This is a genomic window from Bacteroides mediterraneensis, assembly GCF_025993685.1.
Classification (GTDB): Bacteria; Bacteroidota; Bacteroidia; order Bacteroidales; family Bacteroidaceae; genus Phocaeicola; species Phocaeicola mediterraneensis_A.
In genome coordinates this window covers 1,977,247-1,999,539 of sequence record NZ_DAJPEN010000001.1, presented here as the reverse complement: position 1 = coordinate 1,999,539, position 22,293 = coordinate 1,977,247, and the positions used below count along the sequence as shown (strand labels likewise).

Genomic DNA, 22,293 nt, shown 5'->3' with positions numbered 1-22,293 from the left:
ATACATAAGACGATGAAAAACACAAATTATTTTGTTCTAGGGTTGTTGGCCCTGACGTTGGGAATAGAAGTTAAGGCACAAATCCAACTTCCATCGGTCTTTTCTGATGGCATGGTATTACAGCAAAACAGTAAGGTAGCCGTGTGGGGATGGGGAAATCCGTCTGAAACCCTGATGATTCTTTCCGAATGGAGTCCGGGAGATACGGTGCGTGCGGTAGTTGATAATCAGGGACGCTGGAAAGCGGAAGTACCGACCGGGTGTGCCGGAGGTCCGTATACGCTTGAAGTAAAGGGATGGAATGACAGTTGGAAAGTGTCGGATGTGATGCTGGGTGAAGTCTGGCTGTGCAGCGGACAGTCGAATATGGAATGGTCGGCTGATATGGGAATCATGAATGGTGAGCAAGAGGTGAAACAGGCTGCTTGTCCTTCTGTGCGTATCTTTCATAATCCAAAGCAGGGAGCCGATACCCCTCAGACAGATTGCCGTACGAAGTGGGAGGTGGCTACTCCTGAAAGTATGCGCAAGACCAGTGCTACTGCCTACTTCTTTGCCCGCTACCTGACTGAACACCTGAAAGTGCCCGTAGGCATTCTAGTCTCTGCCTGGGGAGGAACACCGGCTGAAGTGTGGACACCGGCCGAAATCGTGGAAAAAGACAAGATACTTTCAAAGAATAAATTAAAAGATTATCCCTGGTGGCCTATTAAGCCAGGGGTATTGTACAATCAGATGATTCATCCGCTGGTGCCTTATCAGATTGCCGGATGTATTTGGTATCAGGGAGAAAGCAACCACGAGAACGCACCGTCGTATGCCCGTCTGGTATCCAAGATGGTGGAGTCCTGGCGAAAAGATTTCAGATGGGATTTTCCATTCTATTACGTGCAGATTGCGCCTCATACGTACGGAGCGAAAAACAACACACCGGCTTTGCTGCGTGAACAGCAGGAGCTCATGCTGAGTCTGGTAAAGAGTACTGCCATGATTAATATCTCTGATTTGGTAGAGAATGTGAAGGACATTCATCCGCGTAACAAGCGGGCTATCGGGGAACGTTTGGCTTGTTTGGCTATGGATAAAGTTTATGGACAGTTTACTAATGCTTATGAGAGCCCGCACTTAGCATCTGCTGAACTTCAGAGAGGAAAGGTTGTAGTAAATCTTGAAGGAAATTTTTCTTTTTTGCGGTCGACTGCTCCCAACATTACGGGATTGGTGTTGACGGATGGAAAAGGGGACACACTTACCGTGAAGGCAAAAATTAAAGGGAAACAAATCGTGCTACCTGTAAGAAAGCAGAGTACTCCTCCTTATCAGGTTTCCTATTGCTTTGATGAGGCAACCATCGGCAGCTTACGCACGGAAGCCGGTCTTCCGGTATTGCCATTCTGTACGAAGCCTATCGAAAAATAATGAATACCATCCAAGTGAACAAAAAGATGAAAATGAAATTCAGACGTTTAAGTGTTATATTAGGTCTTTGCTTATTGGCTGGGACATCTGTTCAGGCATCTTGGTTTAAAGAGAGTGATTTGATACAGACCGGAGTATATTATTATCCTGAGCATTGGGATGAATCGCAGTGGGAACGTGATTTCAAGCGTATGCATGAGTTGGGTTTTGAGTTTACTCATTTTGCTGAATTCGCCTGGGCACAATTGGAGCCAGAAGAAGGATGCTTTGATTTTACTTGGCTCGACAAGGCCATTGGGCTGGCTGCACAGTACGATTTGAAAGTCGTATTATGCACTTCCACGGCTACACCTCCAGTGTGGCTCAGCCGGAAATATCCGGAAATTTTGCTTTGTCAGGAAAATGGGACAGTGTTGGATCATGGTGCTCGCCAGCATGCTTCCTTTGCTTCGCCCTTGTATCGGAAATTGGCTTTCCGGATGATTGAGCAGTTAGCCAGACGATATGGACATGATGCACGCGTGGTAGGATGGCAGCTTGACAATGAACCGGCTGTCCAGTTTGATTATAGTCCAACGGCTGAAGAAGGTTTTCGTACTTATCTTCAGAATAAATATAATTCGATTTCTCGACTGAATCAGGCTTGGGGAACTAATTTCTGGAGTCAAGTGTATTCTTCGTTTGATGAGATTACTTTGCCGAAGACAGCTCAAGTTTTTATGAATCATCATCAAATTCTTGATTACCGTCGTTTTGCTGCGAGTCAGACAAACGATTTCTTGAATGAACAGTGTCTACTTATTAAAAAATATGCACGAAATCAGTGGGTAACTACCAATTATATTCCGAATTATGAGGAAGGACACATCGGTGGTAGTCCTGATTTAGATTTCGTAAGTTATACGCGTTACATGGTATATGGTGATAATGAAGGAATCGGACGTCGAGGATACCGGGTAGGCAATCCATTGCGCATTGCATGGGCGAATGATTTTTTCCGTCCGGTAAAAGGCGTATATGGTGTGATGGAGTTGCAGCCGGGGCAGGTAAACTGGGGCGGTATCAATCCTCAGCCGCTTCCTGGTGCAGTACGCTTATGGTTATGGAGTGTTTTTGCAGGTGGAAGTGACTTTGTGTGTACTTATCGTTTCCGTCAGCCGTTGTACGGAACGGAACAGTATCATTATGGCATTGTCGGAACAGACGGAGTGACCGTAACTCCTGGCGGTCGGGAGTACGAGCAGTTTATGCAGGAAATAAAGATGCTTCGTCATTCGGTACAACCTCGCAACAAACAGCCGAAGGAATACGTGGCTCGGAAAACTGCCATTCTTTTCAATCCAGAAAACAGCTGGAGCATCGAACGCCAGAAACAGACTTATTTGTGGAACACACTTGGTCATATCGAGAAATATTACCGCACTCTGAAGTCCTTTGGCGCGCCGGTCGATTTCATTACAGAGAAAGTCAGCCTGTCAGATTATCCGGTGGTGATTGTGCCTGCTTATCAGATGGCCGACAGGATGTTGGTAGATAAATGGATATCGTATGTAGAAAATGGAGGTAATTTAGTGGTGACCTGTCGTACCGCACAGAAAGACCGCTGCGGACGTTTGCCGGAAGCACCTTTTGGCTCTGCATTGACTCCGTTGACGGGTAATGAAATAGAATTCTTCGACCTGCTTCTCCCGGCAGACCCAGGTGTTTTGCAGATGGATGGAAAAGAATACACATGGAATAGCTGGGGCGAAATCTTAAAACCGGATGCAGAGGCACAAGTGTGGTGTACCTATAGTCGTGAGTTTTATGAAGGGAAAGCGGCTGTGACCTTTAAAAAAATGGGAAAAGGAACCATTACGTATGTAGGTGTAGATAGCAAAGACGGACAAATGGAAAAAGAAATTCTGAAAAAGTTATATGCAAGGCTAGGTATTCCGTGTATGGATTTGCCTTATGGAGTGACATTAGAATATCGCAATGGAATGGGTATCGTGTTGAATTATTCAGATTGTCCTTATAGGTTTAAGGTACCGCAAGGTAGTCGCATTCTGGTGGGTAGTGCAGAAATCCCTACGGCAGGTGTATTGGTGTTTTCAATAGGTGACAAATAAAAAGAAACAGTTCTTGTTTGTAATGTTAAGTCTGTGCAGTTGTATGTTTAAACCTGTTTATCTTGATAAAAATGTAAGGATATGCTCAATATCCAGCGAATCTTATAAATACTTCTGTCAAATTTCATATCGTGTTAAACAATATTGACAAGGTAATAAGTGATGAGGGTAAAATAACTTTATATCCTTGCAGTATATTTGATATAAGTCCATTTTGTTTCATTTCTTTCGTTTCACAAGGTTATTCCGGAGATTTTCCGTAAGTTTGCAAGGTAAACACATAGAAATACATGGAAGATTTTATATCGACAGCGGTCAATGTGACGGCCAACAGGGGAAATAGCCTGATAAACAGGAGGATGATTTTCCGCATTTTGGGGGTCTTGCTTTTCATGGAAGCGGTGATGTTTCTGGTTTGTGCGGGGGTATCCCTGTGCTATGGAGAGGCAGATTACATTTATTTTATTTACACGACAATCATCAATGTAGCCGTGGGAAGTCTTTTGTTGCTGCTCGGTAAAGGAGCCGAAAACCGGGTGACACGGCGTGACGGATATTGCATCGTGGCGTTTACTTGGCTGCTTTTCACGGGTTTTGGTATGTTGCCTTTTTACATCAGCGGAAGTATTCCTTCGGTGACGGATGCCTTTTTTGAAACAATGTCTGGTTTTACCACTACAGGGGCGACCATTCTGGACGATATTGAGTCGCTTTCACACGGTATGTTGTTCTGGCGGAGTTTCTCGCAGTGGATTGGGGGCTTGGGAATCGTGTTCTTCACGATTGCAGTCTTGCCCATCTTCGGGGTGGGGAACCAGGTGCTTTTCTCGGCAGAGGCTACGGGTGTGACGCACGACAAGATTCATCCGAAAATCAGTATCATGGCTAAATGGTTGTGGACGGTATACCTGATTCTTACGGTCGTGGAAACGGTGCTGCTGCTGGTGGGGGGGATGGATTTATTTGATGCCGTATGTCATGCGTTCTCTACGACGGCTACCGGAGGGTATTCCACCAAACAAGCTAGTGTGGCGTATTGGAATTCGCCTTTTATAGAATATGTAATCGCTATTTTCATGGTACTTTCGGGTGTGAATTTCTCGCTGTACTTCATGTGCATGACGGGACGCGTCAAACATTTGTTCAAGGACGAGGAGTTCCGGCTGTACCTCATCTCCATTGGGGCGGTGACCCTGCTGATTACGGGGTCGCTCTATTGGCACAACCATTACGGGCTGGAGGAGGCCTTCCGCAAATCGCTCTTCCAGGTGGCGTCCATTCATACCTCGTGCGGATTTGCCACGGATGACTATAGCCTATGGGCACCGTTCACGTGGATGCTGCTGATGTATACCATGGTGGCAGGTGGATGTGCCGGGTCTACGGCCGGAGGTATCAAGATTGTGCGTTTGCTGGTGGTGTTGCGTAACGTGAAGAATGAATTTCACCGGCTGATGCATCCGCGTGCGGTGTTGCCGGTGAAATTGAATCGGGTGGCAGCCTCCCAACGGACCATTGCTACGGTGATGACTTTTGTGCTGTTTTATTTTTTCTGCATCTTCGTTTGCTGGCTATTGCTGATGTGTATGGGTATCGGGTTGGAAGAATCTTTTAGTCTGGCTGTGTCGAGTCTTGGTAATGTGGGACCGGGATTGGGTGCTTTCGGTCCTGCTTTCTCTTGGAGCGCGCTGCCGGATATGGCAAAATGGCTGTTGTCGTTCATGATGCTGATTGGACGTCTGGAGCTGTTCGGGGTACTACTGTTGCTGACTCCAAGTTTCTGGGAAAGACGATAAGAAAGAGAAAATCAAGATAAAAAGAAAAGAGCCACTGCCTTTCTGGTAATGGCTCTTTTATATTATGAAGACTGATTATCAATCGATAAAGCGGCGGGTAAGCTGCTCGAACTCGTCGATGCGACGGTCGCGCAGGAAGGGCCACCAGCGGCGTACGTTCTCGCTGCGGTCCATATCGATTTCTACCACCATATTTTCTTCTTTCAGGTTGCTGGCCTGGGCGATAATCTCACCTTGTGGACCAGCTACGAAACTGTTGCCCCAGAACTGGATGCCGTTGGTCTGTCCGGATGGGTCAGGTTCCAGCCCTACACGGTTCACAGCGATGACGGGCAGTCCGTTGGCTACGGCATGGCCGCGCTGTACGGTGACCCATGCACCGAGCTGGCGCATCTTCTCTTCCTGGGTATCACTGCTTTCCCAACCTATGGCTGTGGGATAAATCAGGAGTTCGGCGCCTTTCAGAGCCATAATGCGGGCTCCTTCGGGATACCACTGGTCCCAGCATACTTGCACGCCCAGTTTGCCGAGAGAGGTCTCGATGGGTTCGAAGCCCAGGTCGCCAGGGGTGAAGTAGAACTTTTCATAATAAGCAGGGTCGTCGGGAATGTGCATTTTGCGGTACCTTCCGGCAATGCTTCCGTCTGCGTCGAATACCACGGCGGTGTTGTGATACAGTCCGGCGGCGCGGCGTTCGAACAGGGAGGTGACCAGTACAATATGGTAGGCGGCAGCTATCTCACTGTAAAAGCCGGTGGAAGGACCGGGGATAGGTTCTGCCAGATCGAACAAGTTGGTGTCTTCTGTCTGGCAGAAATAAGGGGTGTTATGAAGTTCCTGGAGCACTACCAGTTGTGCACCGGCTTGTGCCACGGAGGCAATGTTGCGGTGCAGTTTCTCAAGATTCAGTTTGAGGTCGGGGGTACAGGATTGCTGTACGAGGCCGACACGGATGGTTCGTTTCATGATTCTATGTTGTTTTTTACAGATTCAGGATATTGCATGGTGACACAGTGTAGGGACCCGTGTTGCTTAATGAGGGCACGACAGTCCACGCCTACGATTTCACGTCCGGGAAAGGCTTCAGCCAGTACCTGGGCGGCACGGGAATCGTGTTCCGGCTGGTCGTAGGTAGGATAAAGTATCGCCTCGTTCATAATCAGGAAGTTGGCGTAAGTAGCCGGAAGACGTTCGCCGTTTTCGTCGTAGATGGCCTCGGGCATCGGTAACGGAAGCAGACGGTAAGGGTCTCCGTCGAGGGTACGGAAGCTCTTGAGCTGGTCTTCCATGGAACGGAGGGCGCCGTAGTGCTCGTCATCCTTGTCCAGACACTGCACGTAGGTGATGGTATGGTCGGGACAGAGACGAGCCAAGGTGTCTACGTGGCTGTCGGTGTCGTCACCGGCGAGGTAGCCGTAGTCCAGCCAGAGCACCTGCCGCAGGTTGAAGCGGTCCGTCAGGTAGGCTTCGATGTCCTTTCTTGAGAGTGTGTCGTTGCGGTTGGGGGCCAGCAGACAGGGCGAGGTGGTCAGCAGGGTACCTTCTCCGTCGCTTTCAATGGAACCGCCTTCCAGTACGAAGTTACGGCAGTTGATATAGTCGCCGTTGAGCACGCCGGTTTTGAACAGGCGGCTGTTGATGAGGTTGTCTTTGCAGGCGGCAAATTTCATGCCCCAGCCGTTGAAACAGAAATCGAGCAGCAAGGGGTCGGTATGCCGTTCCAGCAGGGTAATGAACCCGTGGTCGCGGGCCCACGTGTCGTTGGTGGAACACTCTACAAACGTGATGCGGTCACGGTGGGGAAAATCGGCCAGGACCGCCGGAAATTTCGGTGCCACGAGCAGCAGGGGCTGGCGCTTGGCGATTTCGGTCGCCAGGCGGACAAAGCAGGTTTCCACTTCGTCGAGCATATAGGCCCAGTCGGTTTCTGCATGGGGCCAGGTGAGCTGTATGTAGCTCTGTGGGTGCCATTCGGCAGGAAGATAGTACGTCTTTTCCATATTTATTGTAATTATTTTTCGTTGGATATTCTTTTCTTTTGTGCGGCAGGAAGGTCGGCTTTTTTCTGGATGTATTTTTCGTCGTCGTCCTTTTTCTGCTTGCTGTTGCGTGCCTTCCGGCGGCGGAGGAACCAGTCGACCAGTTCTTTCCAGTTCATGAAGTCTTTTTTGTACATGATACCGATGCCCTGTGTGGTCAGTGTCGACTTGGTGAAGTAGCGGTCGTTGGTCTGGTTGTAGCCTCTCAGGCGGAATTCTCCGTTCTTGGTGAGCAACCAGATGGCTTCGAAGTCGCCCACGAAGTTGGTGTTACGCAGGGTATTTTCCCGATAGCCGAAGTTACCGTTGATGATGAGGCGGTTGTTTAGCAGTCGGCCGGACAGGATGGCTTCGGCCTCCACGTCGCTCCAGCCTTTCTCGCCGGTAGTGAGGTTGGTTCCTACATTCCAGTTCTGGTTGTCGATAACCTGCGAGAGCATGTTGTTCAATTGTCCGGACAAGGTGCTGAAGGCTAGCGAGCTGGTGGCATCGGTTTGCCCGGTGTTGTTGGCATAGTCGTAGGTATAGAATTTGCCGACTCCCAGCAGGTAGATGATTTGCGTGTTCATCTGTTCTTCGGTGCTGGTGAGGCTGCGTACCAGTTCGCGGTCTTCCTCGCTCACAGTGGGCAGTTCCAGACCGAAGCTGAGGTTCGGAGAGGTCAGGTTGCCGGTCAGGTTCAGCAGACAGTTCACTCGTACATTTCCCCGGGAGGAAGATGCGTCGGCTATCAGGTCGTTGAGGGAAGCAGAATTGACTGTATAGACGGCTTGTACGTTCAGGTTGGCCGCTCTAGGATCACCGTTGAAGGAAACGACTCCTCCGGGTTGCAGGGTAAAGTCTTTGCGGATGACGTTCTGCATGCTCATTTTATAGATTCCTTCGGTGATGTTGTAATTGCCGAATATTTGGAAATTGCCCTGATTAAAGAAATTGATGCGCAGATTGCCTGTCCCGTAGGCAGATATATAGTCGCCTGCTGTCGGATCCATGATAATTTTCATGTTGGCACGTTCGGCGGGTTCTATCTGTAGGTTGAGATGGATGGCTGTCGGAATGTCGTCTTCTTCTTTCTGATCGGGCTGGTTCAACGGGTGATAGACTTCTGTCTGAATGGTGGTCTGCTGCCGGCGGGGTGTACGGTCTACGAAGGTCACGAAGCTAGAGTTGGTGGCTTCGGCGGCAGTACCCAATACATAGACGAACTCGGTCTGGTTGTCGGCTCTGACTTGACCGTCTACGTTCAGTTGGCCGTCGCCTCCTTGCAGCTGGACATCACCGGTTGCATAGATCTGCCCGTAAAAAGGGAAATCGGGTGTCTCATGATCAGTGTCATATACCAGCATACGGTCGGTCTGGAAACGGAAACGGTAACTCAGGTTTTTCAGCTTGGTATGCCGGAGTTCCCCGTTGACTATCCCAGTATGGCCTTCCAGGTCTTGCAGACGGACATGCTGGAAGCTGAATAAGCCGGAAGAAATATTGACCGAATCGGCTGAGGCAATGAATGAGGTGTTCAGAATGTTGATTTTGGTCTGCATACGTGCTTTGACTTTTCCTTCCAGATCGAGCTGGGAGAAAGGTCCGAAAAGGTGTACGTCGCCATAAGCTTCTCCTTGGACATTTGTGAAAATATCTTCCACAAATGGTTGCAGGAAAGCAAGGGGGGTACCTCCGGCCTTAATCTGAAGGTCGAGTCCTTTCAATTTGGGGGATACATAGCCTGTCACGCCTGTGGTACAGGTACTGTCGCGCCGTATGTCGGCATTCAGGCGTACGCCGCCCAGTTCCTTGTCCCAAGAGGCAAGAATATCGGCACGACCCAGCAGGGCTTGGTTCAGAGAGAAATCTTTCACGTCCAGACGAGCTTCCATCACGGGGTCTTTGAGTACATGCAGCAGACGGGCCTTCCCGCTGATACCCCCATCAAAGCGTACGGCGTGAAATTGAATCATGTCCATGATGTAGAGCAGGTTGATGTTCTTTAAATCCACCAGGCAAGAGTCTGCTTCCGTTTTTCCCAATCTTCCGTTGATTTTCAGATGCTGGTCGCGGTGCTCGAAGAGGAAATTGTGTATCTCTATGCTGTCTTTGGCGATTTCTACGGTAGCCGGATGAATGTGCCAAGTGGTATCGTTCAGGATAATCTGGCTAGGTTGGATATCCACACGTGTGTGGAGTTCGTTACGCAGATTGTCTTGACTGAAGGAGGCTATGGCATCTACCTTTCCGCTGTAAGTCTGGGAAGTGTTGTTGCCCCAATAGAGCGTGGTGTGCAGTTGGTCATGTTGTGCCCGTGTGATAAGTGACAGGTTGAACATAGCACCTTTCTTCATCAGCGTCCCGGCACGGAACTGGCATTGCAGTGCGTCGGGACGGTTCTCACACAGGAGAGTACCTGATTCGTAATATTTACCGTTGTAGGTGAATTGGGGCAGAGAACCACTGACGCGCATCTGTGAGAGGCTGTCATTGAGATAGCCGGACAAGCTGGCCGGCATTTGCAGTTCGAAAGGAATGTGCAGTACTTTCGACAAGAACTCACTGTTTTCCATACGGAACTGGAAACGGAACCGGTTGTTCAGCTCTTGCGATTTTTTCCCTTTGCCATTCTTTCCGGATGGGAACAAGGAGGGGATATGTTTTTGGATAACTTTCTCGATGCTTTTTAATAATGTGTGATAGGCATATTTCCCTTGCACGCTTCCAGTGAGGAACGGGGAGTCGATGCGTATTTCTTTTATTTCGGCATTATAAGTCAATCGGGTGGCATTAATTTGTAAACGAGGCAGAAAATAGTCCAGACTTGCATCTGCCGTATGTACCGAGAGACTGTCGAGGTTGATTTTCCCTTGGATGTCATCGATGGAATGGCCGGAAAAATCAGCGGCCAGGTTTAGGGCTATGTCTGTATCCTCATATTTTTTAGTGAGATGCAGTTTGTGGGGACGGAAGTTGCGTACTTTCATCCGCAGATTGAAGTCGGGAACAGCCTGTTGGGTAACGAAATTACCGTCGATGGTGATTTGCCCATTGTCGTCGTCGAGTGCTAAATGTCCGTTGAAACCTCCCGGCTTGAAATCGCCGTTCAGCATGATGTGCTGGTACTGGTAATGGTTGTATTCCAGCGAGGAAATCACACCTTTTACGTGCGATTCCGGCTGGTGGTTACGATATTGCAATCCGTTCAGCTCAAGGTCGAATGATGTTTTCCCAAGTTCATCTTTGTCCAGCAGTTTGCCTAATTCGAAATCGGTGGTAGACACTTTTCCAGAGTAACTCCTTTGCAGGGTTAGGGTGTCGGTATGCATGGTCATGTTGGCATTGAGCAGACCGGGGCGGCTTTGCAGCGTGCCATGAGCTGTAAGGCGGGAAGGATAGCCTGAGACATCGCCTTGAAATTTAAGAAAGCCCAAGCGTTGAATAAGGTCGGGCAGGGTTGCCGCATTTCCCTTCAGGTTGTGGAACAGCCAAGGGATAGCTTTTTCACTAATATTGGCTTGGGTGATTTTTCCGAAGAAATAGGGAGGTCGGGAAGGAGAGCTGTGGTCGAGCATTCCTTCGGCATGTACAATCAGTTCTTTTTGTGGGCTGGCCAGGTAGAATTTGGTGCATTGAAACAGTTGTCCTTTTCCATGAAAGTTTAGGTCAATATGCAGGGAGTCCTGGAAATGTTGCAAAGAAGGTACAAAATAGGAAATATCGGCTGGGGTAACAGAAGCATGTAGCCGTCCTATGTAAGTGGTCTCCGCCTCAGAAAGGAAGTGAGGGGAAGCTACGTTTCCTTTAGCAGCAAGGGTATCTATTTGCAGACTGCTGGCTGGCAGGTTCAGAGATAATTCATGCAAATAGATTCCTTCCGGATTGGCAGTAACTTTTAGAGTGAATTTTTTCAGACTGAAACCACTTTGCTCGTGGAAGCTCATGCGGCGGATTTGCGCATTGAGGGAATCCTTTTGCAGGGCTTTGAGCGAAATTGTAGCCGAGAGTTCACTGATTCCGATATGTTGAGGATTGAACTGACGGGGGGTATAGGCCTCCGATAGTACGTCGTAGTGTACCTGCCCACGGCGTATCAGCACAGAGTTGATGCGCAGGTCGAGGTTGTTTTCTTTTTTTGTGGTATCTTTTGAAGCAAAAGTGTCAATCAGAAACTGGCAATTGAGCGGTGCTTGTGGACTAGTGCGGGTCAGGTGGGCATCCAGTCCGAATAGCTGTATACTGCTGATACGGATTTTTTTCTGGAAGAGAGAAGGGATATCCAGTTTGACGGAAAAACGTGAAATGCCCAGCATATCTTTTCCTTGCCGGTCTTTTATTTGTACGTTTTGAATGACAACACGGTTGAGCAGTCCCAGGTCGACATTACCGATGCGGACTTCTGCCTGTGTGAGCTTGGAGAGTTCACGGGCAGCATACGTGCTGATGCGGTGTTGGACAGCTGGAAGGCTGATTAGGGCTATCAGACCGAAATAAAGTGTCAGTGCGGAAATGACCGTAATACGTATGAATTGTTTTATGCGCCTGGCTTTGCTCATCCTTGTTCTTATACATTTGCTAAACAAAAGTACAAATAACTGTTGAAGAAAAGGTTCTTAAATACGGGTATTAGCAGTTTTTAAGTTTTAGCGACTCTGGCCTCTTTCTTGTGATTTTAGGATTGATTTTCTATTTTTATGCATTTTATCCCTGGATAGTATAAATAAAAGTGGAATTTATGCGGATATTTGGAAAAATATTCGGAAATTTGTGCCGTTTTTACAGAATAAGAATAAATTTGATTTAGATTGACAAAAATGACACAGAAACTGAAAATTCCTTCTCCACTGGTTTCATTGTTGCCGGTGCTGGCTCTGGTAGTATTACTTTTCTTTACGATTCGTCTACTGGGATCTGACGCATTGGGCGGGGGAAGCCAGATTTGTTTGCTATTGGCCACAGCTTTATGTGCTGCTTTGGGAATGGGGCGGTATGGAGTGAGTTGGAAAGACATTGAACATGCCATTGTGAACAACATTGCCGGGGTAAGTTCAGCTTTGATTATTTTGTTGATTATCGGTTCTTTGTCTGCGGCCTGGATGTTGGGAGGAGTAGTGCCCACACTGATATATTATGGTGTGCAGATTATTCATCCGAAGTTCTTTCTGGTTTCTTGTTGTGCGATTTGTGCCGTGGTGTCGGTTATGACGGGTAGTTCGTGGACTACCATCGCTACTATTGGCATTGCATTGATGGGAATAGGGAAGGCACAGGGGTTTGACGAGGGTTGGATTGCTGGGGCCATCGTGTCGGGTGCCTATTTCGGGGATAAAGTATCTCCGCTTTCGGATACGACTATTCTGGCTTCTTCGGTGACAGATACTCCCTTGTTTACACACATCCGCTACATGATGTACACTACGGTACCTTCGATTATGATTGCACTGGTTATTTTTACGGTGGCCGGATTTTCACATGAGGTGACAGACAGTTCACAGATGTCGGTGTTTACTTCCGGACTGGCTGAACGTTTTCACATTACTTTGTGGGTGCTCCTGGTCCCGGTTGTGACGGGAATATTGATTGCCCGGAAGGTCTCGTCTATCATAACCTTGTTCGTTTCGACTGCACTGGCAGTGATATGTATGCTGGTGTTCCAGACGGATGTCTTGAAAGAAGTGGCTGGCGAAGGGGTAAGCGGTGCCGAGGCTTTGTATAAAGGAGTACTGATGACCTTGTCGAGCAGTACATCGGTGCCGGCTTCTAGTCCGGAACTGACCGAACTGATTGCTACCCGTGGGATGGGAGGTATGATGGATACGGTATGGCTGATTATCTGTGCCATGTGTTTGGGAGGGGCGATGACGGCTTGCGGTATGTTGGGCAGTATCACGCGCATGTTTGTGCATCTGACGCATAAGCTGGCCGGAACGGTGGCGGCTACGGTGGCATCCGGCCTGTTTCTGAACCTGGCTACTGCCGACCAGTATATTTCGATTATTCTCACCGGGAACATGTTCAAGGATATTTATAAGAAGAACGGGTATGAGTCGCGTTTGTTGAGCCGTACGACGGAGGATGCCGTGACAGTAACTAGTCCGCTGATTCCCTGGAACACGTGTGGCATGACGCAGGCTACGATATTGAGTGTGCCTACACTGGTGTATCTGCCATATTGCTTCTTCAACTATCTGAGCCCGCTGATGAGTATTTTTGTGGCGTGCATCGGCTACAAGATTGTGCGTCCGGCGAAAAAAGACTAAGAATCATTTTCATTAAAACCATAAAAGAATGAACCAGAAACACGTAACATTGGCTGCCTGTCTGCTGGCTTTCGGGCTGGCATTGCAGGCGCAAGAAGGGGGGATTTCTCCCGACATGCTGAAGAAAATTCAGAGTAGTTATCAGAATACGGTTGCCGACAAGGCTTTGCGCAATGCCATGGGAGGTACCAGCATCAAGGAATTGGCATTAAACCAGGCAAACCAGCAAGCGGTGAATACGGATTTTTCCATCAAGGTGGAATCAAAGGGAATTACCGACCAGCAGTCATCGGGCCGTTGCTGGCTGTTTACGGGACTGAATGTGATGCGTGCCAAGGCTATTGCCAAATATGATTTGCCTGGATTGGAATTCTCACAGGTGTATTGTTTCTTTTGGGACCAGCTGGAGAAATCGAATCTGTTTCTGCAAGGGGTAATTGAAACGGCTGGAAAACCGATGAGTAACCAGACGGTGGAATGGCTGTTCAAACATCCGTTGAGCGATGGGGGGACCTTTACGGGGGTAGCCGATATTGTATCGAAATATGGATTGGTACCTAAGGAAGCTATGCCGGAAACATACAGCAGTGAGCACACCAGTTACATGTCGTCTTTGATTGGATTGAAATTGAAGGAGTTCGGATTGGAACTGAGAGATTTGTCGGCAAAGGGAGAAAAAACGGCAATCATTGAACAACGGAAAGAAGAGATGTTGGGTACGGTCTACCGGATGCTGGTGCTGACACTGGGTGTACCGCCGACTTCGTTCGATTATGTACGTAAGGACAGCAAAGGCAATGTGGTGGCAACGGAACATCATACACCGATGACTTTTCTGGAAAAATATGGCGACAAGAACTTGCTGACTAATTACGTGATGGTGATGAATGATCCGTCGCGTGAGTATTATAAGTGTTATGAAATAGCGTACGACCGTCATTGTTACGATGGTAAGAACTGGACGTATGTGAATCTGCCGGTGGAGGAAATCAAGGAGATGGCCATCGCTTCCCTGAAAGACAGTACCCGGATGTATTTTTCCAGCGATGTGACCCAGTTGGACAGCAAGCGTGGACTGCTGGATGTGAATAATTATGATTTCGGCTCGTTGATGGGGACGACTTTCGGTATGGACAAGAAACAGCGTATTCAGACTTTTGCCAGTATGTCGGCTCATGCTATGACACTGATGGCTGTTGACTTGGATGAAAATGGAAAGCCGAAAAAATGGATGGTGGAAAACAGCTGGGGAGCTTCTGCCGGTTATCAGGGGCATCTGATTATGACCGATGAGTGGTTCAATGAATACATGTTCCGTTTGGTGCTGGAAACCAAATATGTGCCGAAAAAGGTACTGGATATTTTCAAGCAGAAGCCTATACAGCTTCCAGCTTGGGATCCGATGTTTGCAGAGGAAAAATGACCAAATGCTGAAATAACCAGTCGAAGGACTTGTTTTATCGCGGAAAAAATCTTTTCTTTGTGAAAAGAATGTTGTGGACAAGGCGGGGAGATATTGAAATATCTTCACGCCTTTTTGTTTTTAACCTTAAATGATTTTGCTATGGATGAGATACGACCGGTTTCTCGCGTATTTTGTGGTCTCCTGTTTTGGGGGTGTCTGGGCGGAGTACCTCTTTACGCACAAAACCAGAATGAGAACGAGTTACCTCCTGATTCTGTTTATACCATCGGATATGCTCGTGGAAGTTTAAAGAATATTTCTGGGTCCGTGGAACAGATTACGGAAAAGCAGATGAACAGAGAACTGATTACTAATCCGCTGGAGGCTATTCAGGGGCGTGTGTCGGGACTTACTATCCTGAAGAGCAACAATGGAATGGCGGCCTTGGAATCCGTACGTTTGCGAGGTACGACTTCGTTGACCAGCGGAAACGATCCGCTGATTATTGTGGATGGGGTATTGGGTGATTTGACTATGCTGGCATCGGTGTATCCTGCTGATATAGAGTCTTTCACTATTCTGAAGGATGCCTCAGAAACGGCTCAGTATGGTTCCCGTGGGGCATCCGGTGTAATCAATATTGTGACCAAAAAGGGTCGGGCTGGAAAGACCCGTGTCAATTACAATGGCAGTTTTGGCATCTCACATGCTTATCGTAGATTGGATATGTTGTCGGGGGCAGAATATCGCCGTTTGGCGGCAGAGCGTGGGTGGAGTATTCTCGATAAAGGATATGATACGGATTTTCAGAAGGCTATCGAACGGACGGGTTTACAACAGAATCATAATATTGCGTTTTACGGAGGCGGAGAGGCTTCCAACTATAGGGTGTCCTTAGGTTTCCAAAACCGTGAAGGGGTGATTCAGAATGAGGGAATGAAACTGTTTACGGCCAATATGAATATGTCGCAGAAGATGCTTGACGGGCTGATTGACTGTGAATTGGGATTATTCGGCTCGATGAAGCGGGACCGGACGTTGTTCGATTTGCAGAAAACATTTTATTCGGCAGCCGCATTTAATCCGACCTTTCCGGATTTTCCTGATCCGCTTACCGGAGGATGGGACCAGATTACTACTGCCAGCCAGATTACAAATCCTCTGGCATGGATGGACGTGGACAACCGGGAAGAGACCTCATATTTCAGCTCGCATGCCCGTCTGACTTTCCATTTGTGGAAAGATCTGAAACTGGTGTTGTTCGGTTCTTATACTTATAGCACAACCGAAAATGCACAGTTTCTGCCTACTACGGTGTGGGGAAACGGACAGGCATATCGCGGCACTCGGAAGGCGGAATCTTTATTGGGAAATTTGATGCTAACCTATCAGAAGCGGTTTGGGGCTCATTTCCTGGATGTGCTGGCGCTGGGAGAGGCGGAAAAAGACCGCTTCCAAGGTTTTTATACTACGACGACCAATTTCTCGTCGAATGAGCTGGGCTATCATAGCTTGCAGGGAGGGGCGTTGCGTCCATGGGAGGGAACTGGTTCCTATTATGAGGAACCGCACCTGGTGTCTTTTCTGGGGCGTGTGAATTATACCTATGATGACCGTTATGTGTGGACGGTAAACTTGCGTACGGATGCCTCTTCCAAGTTTGGACGGAAACATAAATGGGGCATTTTTCCGTCAGTTTCTGCGGCTTGGAATGTGACGCAGGAAGAGTTCATGAAACATATCCGGTGGATTGATAATCTGAAGCTAAGAGTAGGGTATGGACTTGCCGGTAATCAGGGAGGAATTGATTCATACACAACCATGGCGCTGGTACGTCCGAATGGAGTAGCTCCGGTAGGTAATTCGCCATTGGTAACGTATGAGAGTTTGAAGAATGTCAATCCGAATCTGAAATGGGAGGTCAAATCCACTTTCAATGCGGGAGTGGATATGGGCTTTTATGGGAATCGTCTTTTGCTTTCGGTGAACTATTACCTCTCTAAAACAAGGGATATGCTATATCAGTATGATGTGAGTGTGCCACCTTTCGCTTACAACAAACTGCTCGCCAATTTGGGTTCCATGCGGAACAGCGGTATGGAGCTTTCCATTGGTCTGACTCCGTTGCGTACCAAGGATATGGAATTGAATATTAATGCGAATGTGACATTCCAGCGCAACAAGCTCCTGTCGCTGAGCGGTATGTATGAAGGAGAATATGTCAGTGCGGCACAATATACAGCATTGGCAAGCTTGAATGGTGCCGGTCTGCACGGTGGGTATAACAATATCGTGTACCAGATTGTGGGACAACCGTTGGGAGTGTTCTATTTGCCACATTGCGAGGGACTCGTTTCGGATGGGAACGGGGGGTATGTTTACCAGATAGCCGACCTGAATGGAGGAGGAGTGAACTTGGAGGATGGAGAAGACCGGTATGTGGCTGGGCAGGCTACTCCCAAGACTTTACTGGGTTCGAATATCAGCTTCCGTTACAAGCGTTTCGATGTGTCACTTCAGATTAACGGGGCATTCGGGCACAAGATTTATAACGGAACGGCTCTGACGTATATGAACATGAACAGTCTGCCGGATTACAATGTGTTGGCGGAGGCTCCGGCACGGGACATACGGGACCTGACGGCCACAGATTACTGGCTGGAAAGCGGGGACTATGTGAATTTTGATTATCTGACTGTAGGGTGGAATATCCCGCTTCGTAAGCAGCGTTTCTTGCATGGCGCAAGGTTGGCTCTCACGGTTAATAATCTGGGTACCATTTCCGGGTATTCAGGGCTGACTCCGCTTATCAATTCCACGCTGGTAGACGGTACTTTCGGAGTGGATGACAAGCGTACATATCCACTTTCCAGAACTTATATTGTTAGTCTAAGTCTTAACTTTTAATCGATTTATTATGAAAGGAATATATAAATTAATTTTTATACCCATCTCTCTACTTATAGGAGCTTCCTGCAGTGCGTATCTGGAAGAGGAACCCAAGGACCGGATGGATGAGGAGGCGGCTTATTCCACCTTATCAGACGTACAGCGTAACGGGGTGCTTTCCCTGTATAATTATGTGGGAGGTTATGCCGACAGTCAGGGGCTGCAAGGTACTGGGCGAGGGGTGTACGACCTGAATACTTTTACCACGGATGAGGCAATGATGCCTACTCGCGGAGGAGACTGGTATGACGGAGGATTCTGGCAAGGGTTATACTTGCATCGTTGGGGAGTAAACAACGAGGCTATTTATGCTACTTGGGAGTATCTTTATCGTACGGTGATATTGTGTAACAGTTCGCTGGAAAAAATTCAGGCTTTTGCAACGTTACATCCGGAGGAAAATGTAACTCCCTTTGTGGCGGAGGTGAGGGCGTTAAGAGCCTTGTTTTATTATTATATCATGGACCTTTTCGGGGAGATTCCTCTGATTGAAAAGAGTACTCCTGCACTTGAAGATATAGTTCAGGAAAAACGGTCTAAAGTGTTTGGATTCATAGTGAAAGAGCTTATGGAATCGGAGCCTTTTTTGAGCGAGGAACGAAGCAATCAGCCGGGCGTTTATTATGGGAGAATCACTCGTCCTGTAGTTTGGTTTCTGTTGGCGAAACTGGCTTTGAATGCGGAAGTATATGCTGACGATGACTGGACTGATGGCCATAGACCGGACGGGAAATCACTTGTCTTCGAGGTGGACGGAAGGCAGCGGAATGTTTGGCAAACTGTGTGTGATTATTGCGATAAAATTACGATGGCCGGATATGAATTGGAAGCAGACTATGCGGCGAACTTTGCAGTATTCAATGAATCCTCTACAGAGAATATATTCGTGATTCCTATGAGCAAGACTTTGTATACGAACCAGTTTGTTTATTTGTTCCGTTCCCGGCACTATAACCATGCCAAGGCTTATGGATTGGGGGGTGAAAATGGTGCATCAGCCACGAAAGAGGTCCTGGAAACTTTCGGTTATGACACGCCACAAATGGATGCTCGTTTTGATGATTGTTATTTTGCAGGGCCGGTAAAAGACTTGGAAGGGCGTCAGATTGTGCTGGATGATGGAGTGACTCCTTTGGTGTATGAGCCTTGGAAAGTGGCCCTGGATGTTTCAGGAAAGCCTTGGGAAAAGACCGCTGGAGCACGGATGAAGAAATATCAAGTGGATCCTACGGCTCTTAAAGATGGGAAACTGCTGGATAATGATATCGTTCTTTTCCGTTATGCAGATGTGTTGCTCATGCAGAGTGAGGCCAAAGTGCGCAATGGGGAAAACGGGGACATGGAATTGAACCGGGTACGTAGCAGGGCAAGGATGGAGGAAAGACCTGCCACACTTGAAAATTTGTTGAAGGAACGTATGATGGAGCTGGCCTGGGAAGGATGGAGACGTCAGGATATGATTCGTTTTGGCGTTTTTACCCGTTCGTACAGCTGTCGCCCTCAACTTCCTGGAGAGGAAAACGGGTATACTACGGTATTCCCTATTCCGGAAAGAGTCATTGACATGAATTCTCAGCTACATCAGCATAAAGGTTATTAGAGCAAATTTTTGCTTTCTCTATATGGCAGAATCGTCATTTTGTCATATCTATTTAATATTTGCCTTTCGATATAAAGAAATATTTCTCTAATTCGATGGGCAAATATTCTTTTTTCACCTCTTTTTTATTTAATTTTGCACGCAAAATAGAAAACCATTTTTTATAACCTAACATGGCAAATTTAATTAAATTGCGTAAAGGCTTAGACATAAACCTGAAAGGCAAGGCTGCTGCAGAGGTGGTGGCTGTGAAAGAGCCGGGATTCTATTCACTGTGTCCCGATGATTTTACAGGCGTAACTCCGAAAGTAGTCGTGAAAGAGCAGGAATATGTCATGGCCGGAGGACCCTTGTTTGTAGACAAGAATCATCCAGAAGTGAAATTTGTTTCGCCGGTAAGTGGCGTAGTAACAAGCGTAGAGCGTGGAGCAAGACGTAAGGTGATGAGCATTACCGTACAGGCTGCTACGGAACAGGATTTCGAAGAATTTGGCAAGAAGAGCGTAGGTGCACTCGATGGGGCTGCTGTAAAGGAAGCGCTGCTGAATGCCGGTTTATTCGCATTTATCCGTCAGCGTCCGTACGATGTGATTGCAGACCCGACGGTCGCACCTCGTGCCATCTTTGTTTCTGCTTTCGATACGAATCCGCTGGCGCCTGAGTTTGAATTCGCCCTCGCAGGGGAAGAGGCAAATTTCCAGACTGGATTGGATGCCTTGGCTAAGATTGCCAAGACTTACTTGAGTATCAGCGTAAAACAGAAATCACCGGCTTTGACACAGGCGAAGAATGTAGAAATCAATGTGTTTGACGGGCCTCATCCTGCTGGTAATGTGGGGGTGCAAATCAACCATATCGCTCCGGTGAATAAAGGTGAAACCGTTTGGACCATTGATCCACAGGCTGTGATTTTTATTGGCCGTCTGTTTAATACAGGTCGTGTGGATTTAACCCGTACGGTAGCTGTAACCGGTTCCGAAGTGTTGAAACCTGCTTATGTGAAACTGAAAGTAGGTGCACTGCTGACCGGTGTATTTGCAAACAATGTAACTACAGGTAAGGCTTTGCGCTATATCAGCGGTAACGTGTTGACCGGCAAGCAGATTACTGCCAACGGTTATCTGGGAGCTTTCCATAGCCAGGTGACAGTGATTCCGGAAGGAAGCGACGTACACGAAATGCTGGGTTGGATTATGCCGCGTCTGAACGACTTCAGTACCAGCCATTCTTATTTCAGCTGGATGATGGGCAAAAAGAAAGAATATGTATTGGATGCACGTGTGAAGGGTGGTGAACGCCACATGATTATGTCGAACGAATACGATCATGTTCTTCCGATGGATATTCTGCCGGAATACCTGATTAAGGCTATCATTGCGGGCGACATCGACCGTATGGAAGCACTTGGTATCTATGAGGTGGCTCCAGAAGATTTTGCCTTGTGTGAATTTGTCTGCTCTTCAAAAATGGAATTGCAGCGTATCGTACGTGACGGACTCGACATGCTCCGCCGTGAAATGTGTTAATGCTAACTAAAACTATTATTAATAAATGAACGCGTTAAGAAATTATCTCGATAAGATAAAGCCTAACTTTGAAGAGGGAGGCAAATTTCATGCTTTTCGTTCTGTGTTCGACGGGTTTGAAACATTCCTGTTTGTTCCGAACACAACTTCGAAGACAGGTACGCACATCCACGATGCGATTGATAGCAAACGTATCATGTCGTTTGTGGTGATTGCCCTGATACCGGCCCTGTTGTTCGGTATGTATAATGTGGGTTACCAGCATTTCCATGCAACCAATGTGGAAGGTAGCTTTATTGAAATGTTCGGTTATGGTTTCCTGGCCGTATTGCCGAAAATCATTGTTTCATACGTAGTCGGTCTGGGAATCGAATTTGTGGTAGCTCAGTGGAAGAAGGAAGAAATTCAGGAAGGTTTCTTGGTTTCTGGTATGTTGATTCCGATGATTGTGCCGGTTGACTGTCCGTTGTGGATGCTGGCTGTAGCAACTGCCTTCTCTGTAATTTTTGCCAAGGAAGTGTTCGGTGGTACAGGTATGAACATTTTCAACCCTGCGTTGATTACCCGTGCTTTCTTGTTCTTTGCTTATCCAACCAAGATGTCTGGTGATACGGTTTGGGTTTCCAGCGACAGCATTTTCGGACTGGGCCATACAGTAGATGGCTTGACAGCTGCTACTGCACTGGGACAGGCTTCTACGGCTACAGACGCCATGGCATATCCTGCTTTTTCTTGGGATATGGTAACAGGTTTGATTCCGGGTTCTATCGGTGAGACCAGTGTCATCGCCATCGCTATCGGTGCGGTTATCCTGTTGTGGTCTGGCGTAGCAAGCTGGAAAACGATGTTGTCTGTATTTGTAGGTGGTGCCATCATGGGCTGGATTTTCAATACCATCGGTCCGGACACAGCCATGGCGAAGATGCCTTGGTACGAACATCTGTGTCTGGGTGGCTTCTGCTTCGGTGCCGTATTTATGGCTACCGACCCTGTGACTTCTTCACGTACGGAAAACGGTAAGTTCCTGTATGGTTTCCTGATTGGTGCCATGGCTATCATTATCCGTGTGCTGAATCCGGGTTATCCAGAAGGTATGATGCTGGCTATCCTGCTGATGAACATCTTTGCTCCGCTGATCGACTATGTAGTGGTTCAGGGCAATATTTCCCGCCGTGCAAAACGTGCTATGTCTAACAAATAAAAACC

General features: G+C 47.7%; 12 protein-coding genes. 9 read left to right on the top strand and 3 right to left on the bottom strand.

The window, feature by feature from the left end; genetic code table 11:
- Nucleotides 1-12: 12 nt before the first annotated feature.
- From OIM59_RS08475 to OIM59_RS08465, 3 genes are all read left to right on the top strand, one after another.
- The gene (locus OIM59_RS08475; protein ID WP_299171675.1) at nt 13-1,419 is read left to right on the top strand and encodes a sialate O-acetylesterase; all 1,407 of its coding nucleotides are present in this window, start codon (nt 13-15) and stop codon (nt 1,417-1,419) included.
- A gap of 32 nt (nt 1,420-1,451) precedes the next feature.
- Entirely contained in the window at nt 1,452-3,530 is a 2,079-nt protein-coding gene (locus OIM59_RS08470) for a beta-galactosidase (protein WP_299171673.1), read from the top strand.
- A 290-nt stretch (nt 3,531-3,820) separates the two neighbouring features.
- Entirely contained in the window at nt 3,821-5,326 is a 1,506-nt protein-coding gene (locus OIM59_RS08465; RefSeq protein WP_299171671.1) for a TrkH family potassium uptake protein, read from the top strand.
- A 78-nt stretch (nt 5,327-5,404) separates the two neighbouring features.
- Here the strand turns inward: OIM59_RS08465 and OIM59_RS08460 are convergent, their stop codons facing one another.
- Genes OIM59_RS08460 through OIM59_RS08450 form a run of 3 tightly spaced genes read right to left on the bottom strand, consistent with a single transcriptional unit; the run spans nt 5,405 to nt 11,903 of the window.
- Nucleotides 5,405-6,292, bottom strand: a complete 888-nt coding sequence (locus OIM59_RS08460) for a carbon-nitrogen hydrolase (RefSeq protein WP_299171669.1) — start codon at nt 6,290-6,292, stop codon at nt 5,405-5,407.
- Nucleotides 6,289-7,326: an agmatine deiminase family protein gene (locus tag OIM59_RS08455; RefSeq protein WP_299171667.1), complete on the bottom strand. Its 1,038-nt coding sequence runs from the start codon at nt 7,324-7,326 to the stop codon at nt 6,289-6,291. Before OIM59_RS08455 ends, OIM59_RS08460 begins: the two co-directional genes overlap by 4 nt.
- Before the next feature lie 11 nt (nt 7,327-7,337).
- Complete coding sequence (locus tag OIM59_RS08450; RefSeq protein ID WP_299171664.1) at nt 7,338-11,903, bottom strand: translocation/assembly module TamB; 4,566 nt, start codon at nt 11,901-11,903, stop codon at nt 7,338-7,340.
- A gap of 258 nt (nt 11,904-12,161) precedes the next feature.
- Between OIM59_RS08450 and OIM59_RS08445 the strand changes: the two genes are divergently transcribed.
- From OIM59_RS08445 to OIM59_RS08420, 6 genes are all read left to right on the top strand, one after another.
- A complete protein-coding gene (locus OIM59_RS08445; RefSeq protein WP_299171661.1) occupies nt 12,162-13,607 on the top strand; it encodes a Na+/H+ antiporter NhaC family protein in 1,446 nt (481 codons plus the stop codon).
- Between the two features lie 28 nt (nt 13,608-13,635).
- A complete protein-coding gene (locus OIM59_RS08440) occupies nt 13,636-15,030 on the top strand; it encodes a C1 family peptidase (protein ID WP_299171658.1) in 1,395 nt (464 codons plus the stop codon).
- Nucleotides 15,031-15,171: 141 nt separating this feature from the next.
- A complete protein-coding gene (locus OIM59_RS08435) occupies nt 15,172-17,919 on the top strand; it encodes a SusC/RagA family TonB-linked outer membrane protein (RefSeq protein ID WP_299171655.1) in 2,748 nt (915 codons plus the stop codon).
- Nucleotides 17,920-17,929: 10 nt separating this feature from the next.
- A complete protein-coding gene (locus OIM59_RS08430; RefSeq protein ID WP_303896148.1) occupies nt 17,930-19,561 on the top strand; it encodes a RagB/SusD family nutrient uptake outer membrane protein in 1,632 nt (543 codons plus the stop codon).
- Between the two features lie 173 nt (nt 19,562-19,734).
- Nucleotides 19,735-21,087 (top strand): Na(+)-translocating NADH-quinone reductase subunit A, encoded by a 1,353-nt coding sequence (locus OIM59_RS08425; RefSeq protein ID WP_299171650.1) that lies wholly within the window; start codon nt 19,735-19,737, stop codon nt 21,085-21,087.
- Nucleotides 21,088-21,112: 25 nt separating this feature from the next.
- Nucleotides 21,113-22,288 (top strand): NADH:ubiquinone reductase (Na(+)-transporting) subunit B, encoded by a 1,176-nt coding sequence (locus tag OIM59_RS08420; protein ID WP_299171647.1) that lies wholly within the window; start codon nt 21,113-21,115, stop codon nt 22,286-22,288.
- The last annotated feature ends 5 nt before the right edge of the window (nt 22,289-22,293 follow it).

What these genes read in the sequence shown, in the direction of transcription:
- OIM59_RS08475 (WP_299171675.1), top strand. Translation starts at nt 13, where the DNA reads ATGAAAAACACAAATTATTTTGTTCTAGGGTTGTTGGCCCTGACGTTG.
- OIM59_RS08440 (WP_299171658.1), top strand. Translation starts at nt 13,636, where the DNA reads ATGAACCAGAAACACGTAACATTGGCTGCCTGTCTGCTGGCTTTCGGG.
- OIM59_RS08420 (WP_299171647.1), top strand. Translation starts at nt 21,113, where the DNA reads ATGAACGCGTTAAGAAATTATCTCGATAAGATAAAGCCTAACTTTGAA.
- OIM59_RS08435 (WP_299171655.1), top strand. Translation starts at nt 15,172, where the DNA reads ATGGATGAGATACGACCGGTTTCTCGCGTATTTTGTGGTCTCCTGTTT.
- OIM59_RS08450 (WP_299171664.1), bottom strand. Translation starts at nt 11,903, where the DNA reads ATGAGCAAAGCCAGGCGCATAAAACAATTCATACGTATTACGGTCATT.
- OIM59_RS08465 (WP_299171671.1), top strand. Translation starts at nt 3,821, where the DNA reads ATGGAAGATTTTATATCGACAGCGGTCAATGTGACGGCCAACAGGGGA.
- OIM59_RS08445 (WP_299171661.1), top strand. Translation starts at nt 12,162, where the DNA reads ATGACACAGAAACTGAAAATTCCTTCTCCACTGGTTTCATTGTTGCCG.
- OIM59_RS08470 (WP_299171673.1), top strand. Translation starts at nt 1,452, where the DNA reads ATGAAATTCAGACGTTTAAGTGTTATATTAGGTCTTTGCTTATTGGCT.
- OIM59_RS08455 (WP_299171667.1), bottom strand. Translation starts at nt 7,326, where the DNA reads ATGGAAAAGACGTACTATCTTCCTGCCGAATGGCACCCACAGAGCTAC.
- OIM59_RS08430 (WP_303896148.1), top strand. Translation starts at nt 17,930, where the DNA reads ATGAAAGGAATATATAAATTAATTTTTATACCCATCTCTCTACTTATA.
- OIM59_RS08425 (WP_299171650.1), top strand. Translation starts at nt 19,735, where the DNA reads ATGGCAAATTTAATTAAATTGCGTAAAGGCTTAGACATAAACCTGAAA.
- OIM59_RS08460 (WP_299171669.1), bottom strand. Translation starts at nt 6,292, where the DNA reads ATGAAACGAACCATCCGTGTCGGCCTCGTACAGCAATCCTGTACCCCC.